Here is a 5,219-nt window from a genome sequence, read left to right on the forward strand (position 1 = left end):
CGCTTCATCCTATCTCTGACTTGGAACGGCTTATTTCAAGGGCTGCAACCGGCACCGCTAACCCACGTGATTTAGTGGCGTTACGTCGTTCGCTTCATATGCTGCCATTGCTGCGAACTCATATTGAGAACTGTTCGGCCGATCGGCTAAAAACTCTGTCGACTTATATTGCCCCTATGGATGAGATGACCGAACTGCTCGATAAAGCGCTTCCTGATGAACCACCGATGCAAATTCGTGAAGGCGGCATCATCCGCGACGGTTATTCCTATGAACTTGACACCCTGAGACAGCAAAGCGGTAAGGGAAAGAAATTCATCGCCGAGCTTGAACTTCACGAACGTGAACAAACAGGGATCAACTCCTTAAAAGTCGGCTTCAACGCAGTTTTCGGTTACTATATCGAGATCCCAAAAAGCCAGATTGCCAAAGTACCTGCTGAATATGATCGTAAGCAGACAACTGCAAACGCCGAACGCTATACCACCGTAGCGCTTAAAGAATATCAGGTTATTGTCAGCGGGGCCGAAGATCGAATCCAGCAGTTAGAATACGATCTCTTTGTAGAGCTTCGAGCGAAAGTAGCCCAACATGCTTCGCGAGTGCTCCAGATTGCGCGAGCGGTTGCGGAGATTGATGTGCTGACTTCATTTGCCGAAATATCCGTCCGTAACCATTACACCCGTCCGGTGATTATCACCGAAAACGCAATTGCTATCAAAGGGGGTCGCCATCCTGTCGTGGAGCACTTCCAACCCGATATTTCCTTCGTCCCCAACGACTGCGTGCTCAACGATGACGACCAGCGCTTAATCGTATTGACCGGGCCGAATATGTCAGGCAAATCAACCTATCTTCGCCAAACCGCTATTATTGCGCTTATGGCCCACATGGGTTGTTTTGTTCCTGCTGATGAAGCTTGCACGGGATTAGTCGATCGCATCTTTACCCGAGTAGGGGCGCGAGATGAGCTGACAACCGGCCAATCCACGTTCATGGTCGAGATGAGTGAAACAGCCAATATCTTAAATAATGCCACTCCCCGCAGCTTAGTTGTGTTAGACGAGATTGGCCGCGGAACCAGCACATACGATGGCATGGCAATCGCCCGCGCAGTAGCTGAATCACTGGTCGAAATCGGATGCAAAACCCTTTTTGCCACCCATTACCACCAACTCAACGATCTCGCTGATCAGATGTCGGGTGTGTGCAACTTTAGAGTAGCGGTCAAAGAACAGGGTGATCATGTGATTTGGCTTCATAAAGTTTTGCCGGGCGGAACAGATAGAAGCTATGGGATTCAAGTGGCAAGAATGGCTGGGGTTCCTCGCAGTGTAGTTGAGAGGGCTACTGAAATCCTACTCGAACTTGAGCAACGCGCCCCGCTGGAGCCGCTGCATATCGAAAAACGAAAGAAGCTCCAATTAACTCTCTTCGAAGCCGAACAATCGCCCATCCTCGAAGAACTTAAAAAGCTTAACCTCAGCGAAATGACCCCCGTAGAAGCCTTAATGAAACTAGACGAATGGCGCCGCAAACAGCAGGGTCAGAAGTAAGCTAAGGCACCTGGGCAGGAGTAGATGGATTTTGAGGTTGAAGAAGATAATTGATCCGTTGTCGAGCGATATCGGCTATTGAGTTATCATCCGGAGCCACATCTCTCGCCTCTTGGTAATCCTTTCTTGCATTATCGTAATCACCCGCACTTTGCTTTATAGCGCCGCGATCGAGCAGAATTATTCCTAAATTGTGGCGATATTCTTTCTCTTTTGAACTTTTAGTAAATTGAATGGCGCTGCGCATATCTTCGACCGCATCGTCCAAAAGGTAAGGACTCGCCTGGTTTAGCTTAAACCAAGAATGGTAAAGCACACTGCGGCGGCTATATGCTTCCGCTTTATCATTCGTATCAAGCTTAAGAGGTGGGGTGCGCTGTTCCATTAGAATAACTCGTGACAACAGCTCTTGGCATTCTGTATAGCGCCTCAAATCATAGAGTAAACCGGCTGTGTTGATATAGCAAACCGCCAGATTATGGGTGAGCACAGAGGTATAGTTATCGGTTTTTGCTTGCCTAAGTAACGATTCGTATCCGGAGGAGGCTGAAGTGTAGGCTTCAATTGCGCTTTCGTATTTCCCTTGTTGGATGAGCGCTGCAGCATTCTTTACTATCTTCTCAACTTCTGCTGCTTGCTTACTCAATTGATCATCTATGGCCTGAGCTTGATTATTCGAATAAGCCTTATTAATCCCTAAGATAACCCCCAATATAATCCCAATCAGCGCCAATCCGATGACGATGGTCGCGATAAAACGCCCAACAAAAGCTTTGGTAGCTGCACTCATCATTGGCGGACGAGGCGCTCGTGGGATCATCCATGGATCTGGATAACCAACTGGAGGCTGACCCGGCATCGGTGGAGCGTAGGGATTCGGCATGTAGGGATGCGGTTGATATGCCCCATAGGGATTAGGGGGTGGAACGCCATAAGGATCGGGAGGCGGAACAGGTCCCGTCAGCCCATAGGGAGTTCCCATCGGACCGGAAGCCACCCCTTGCTTAAGCTGCTGTTCAGCGATATGCAAATCGTCTAAAACTTCCTGAACCGTCTGATAGCGCAAGCTCAAGCTTTTTTCCAACAGCTTTCGTATAATCTGCTCAATCGGGAACGAAACCCCTGGAGGAGCAGGAGCCTCAGTATTCATGATGTTGTAGGTAATCGTGACTACGCTGTCGCCAAAGAATGGCTTACTGCCTGTGAGCATCTCGTATAAGACAACCCCCACCGAAAACAGATCACTTCGAACATCGATTTCCTTGCCAATGACCTGCTCAGGGGACATATAGCTTGGAGTACCGAAAATCTGCCCATCCACTGTAATAGAAGGTTCAAAAGTAAGTCGGGCAATACCAAAATCAGTCAGCTTTACGCGCCCATCGGGAAGTAAGTGGATGTTATCAGGCTTGATGTCTCTATGAACTACACTATGCTGATGGGCGAATTTCAACGCTTCGAGAACATCTTTAATGATCGGGAGCGCCTCGTCAACTTCGAGAAAACCTCTATCAATTCGCGCTCGAAGAGTTTCCCCTTCCAGATATTCCATCGCGATATAGTAGCGGCCATCATCCTCACCGACATCGTAGATGGTGACGATATTGGGGTGAACGAGCATACCCGCCGCCTTCGCCTCTCGCTTAAATCGGCGAATGCGTTCAGCACGCTGTTGATCCGTTGCTCCACCCTGAAACACAAGCTCTTTGAGCGCAACCCGCCGGTTCATCTGGGAGTCGTATGCCTCATAGACGATGTCGTTGCTGCGCGCAATCTCGCGTATGATTTGGTATTTACCAATTATTTGAGCCGGTACGCTCACAATTACCCCTGTTAATTACCGAATTCAAGACTACGCAATGCGTTCGGGTCCTGTCGCCAATCTCGACGAACCTTGACCCACAATTCTAAATACACTTTTTGTTCGAGGGCTTCCTCTATTTCTTCCCGGGCCAATTGACCAATTTGTTTCAACATAATCCCACCTTGCCCGATAAGGATCCCTTTTTGACTGTCTTTCTCTACATATATTGTTGCCCCGATATGCACTACACCATTAGTCCGTTCTTCCCATAATTCGACTAATACTGCCACAGAATGAGGAACTTCCTGTCGCGTTTTGTGTAGAACCTTCTCGCGGATCAGTTCGGAAGCAAATATACGCATACTCTGATCGGTGACTTGATCCTCTTCAAAAAGTGGCGGCCCCTCGGGCAAGACATTATTAATCTGATCGAGGAGTTTATCAAGATTGACTTTTCTTAATGCCGTAGTCATCATCCAATCGACGTGCTTAACCAAAGCTTGATACGCTGCGACGTTCGATTCAACCCTTTCAGCTTTTAGCTTGTCCATTTTGTTCATAACAAGAATCACTGGAGGAACATGATCATTGTTGAGTATCTGCGCAATCTTTCTGTCCTCAAAGTCCGGCAATCGAGAGCCATCGACCATGAAGAGGATCACATCCCCATCGGTAACGGCCTGCTGAGCCGTTTGGATCATCAGCTGCCCAAGTTTATTGTGAGGCTGGTGTATACCCGGGGTATCAACGAAAATCACTTGAGACTTCGGCAAGGTTAAAATACCCAATACCCGACGGCGAGTTGTCTGAGGCTTTGAAGAGACGGCGCTCACCTTCTGCCCCACCAAAGCGTTAATTAACGTGCTTTTCCCCACGTTGGGCTTGCCGACCACTGCGACAAAACCTGTCTTATAATCCGGCGCAACAGATGCTAAATCCACTTTAAGCCTCACTTTATTACATATCTCATATGTTAGACGAACAAATACCAAACTTCAGTCGCCCCATTATACCTACGTAACCCTTTTCTCTCAGACTCCAAGCTTTGTGTTAATTTTTTTCTCATCTATATGACTTGCAAGTATAAAGCTATAGGATGCACAATACTAGTATTAACTCTTTAACGCATCTACAAACGGTACAATGTGCTGGAAAGTTATATTTGAAGTTGAGCTTGGTCATAATGTCGAATTGCCTTGTTGATAAAAACTTGAATATCAATAAGAAGGAACAGGGAGCTGCTTTGGCAAATGGGAGATTAACATCTTTCGCCATCCCTCTAAAGGAGGCGCTTAATGTTCCGGTTTCGTTATGATATTGAAGAATACGGTTGGGCTACTGCTTGGGTCGGAAACGATGTGGAGCAGCGAGAATTGCGCGTCTCATGTCTTCATGAACCTTTAAGCAAAATGGCTTGGCTTGCTTGTTATTTAATGGATGGAGAAAATGCCGGCAATGCACTCTATGACAGAGTAGAAGGTCATGTTCTCTTTCAAGATGAACCGGGGGCTCATTGGCTGATTATCGAAGAACCGATGCCTGATGTTCAGCGGCAAGGTTCGGGAGAGATCATTATTGACTATGCGCTTACCCCTGAAGCTCCTATCGGGTTCAGTCTTCAAAGGCATAGCGAATACTTCTTCGGCACCGGCATACCCGCAACTGCCACTGAAATTATGCGAGGCAACACAACCGTTCGTCAATTCAGTCAATCGGTGCTTGAAGAACTTCAGCGTTTATTGAATATCCATAGCTTTTCTGGTTTCCGCGAACGTTGGATTGAATACGAGTTCCCCCTAACAGAAACTGCCCGTCTTGCCAAACTCCTTGGCCACAAATCCTTCGATATTCGTTTATAA

The 5,219-nt window shown here is 47.4% G+C and carries 4 protein-coding genes; 2 read left to right on the forward strand and 2 right to left on the reverse strand.

Translation table 11 applies throughout. The annotated features are described in order from the left end of the window. Positions 1-1,556 (forward strand): DNA mismatch repair protein MutS (mutS, locus tag WCO51_09360; GenBank protein ID MEI6513465.1); only part of this gene is annotated, 1,556 nt, incomplete at its 5' end. 1 nt (position 1,557) lies between these two features. Here the strand turns inward: mutS and WCO51_09365 are convergent. Together WCO51_09365 and era are read right to left on the reverse strand one after the other, a co-directional pair. Beyond that, the gene (locus WCO51_09365) at positions 1,558-3,378 is read right to left on the reverse strand and encodes a protein kinase (protein MEI6513466.1); all 1,821 of its coding nucleotides are present in this window, start codon (positions 3,376-3,378) and stop codon (positions 1,558-1,560) included. 11 nt (positions 3,379-3,389) lie between these two features. Beyond that, complete coding sequence (era, locus tag WCO51_09370; GenBank protein MEI6513467.1) at positions 3,390-4,301, reverse strand: GTPase Era; 912 nt, start codon at positions 4,299-4,301, stop codon at positions 3,390-3,392. A gap of 354 nt (positions 4,302-4,655) precedes the next feature. Here era and WCO51_09375 point away from each other — a divergent pair, with 354 nt between their 5' ends. After that, positions 4,656-5,219 carry a hypothetical protein gene (locus tag WCO51_09375; protein MEI6513468.1) on the forward strand — a complete coding sequence of 188 codons (564 nt, stop codon included), beginning with the start codon at positions 4,656-4,658 and terminating at the stop codon, positions 5,217-5,219.

The sequence above is a fragment of the bacterium genome (genome assembly GCA_037131655.1).
In the GTDB taxonomy this organism is placed as follows: Bacteria; Armatimonadota; Fimbriimonadia; order Fimbriimonadales; family JBAXQP01; genus JBAXQP01.

What these genes read in the sequence shown, in the direction of transcription:
- WCO51_09375 (MEI6513468.1), top strand. Translation starts at nt 4,656, where the DNA reads ATGTTCCGGTTTCGTTATGATATTGAAGAATACGGTTGGGCTACTGCT.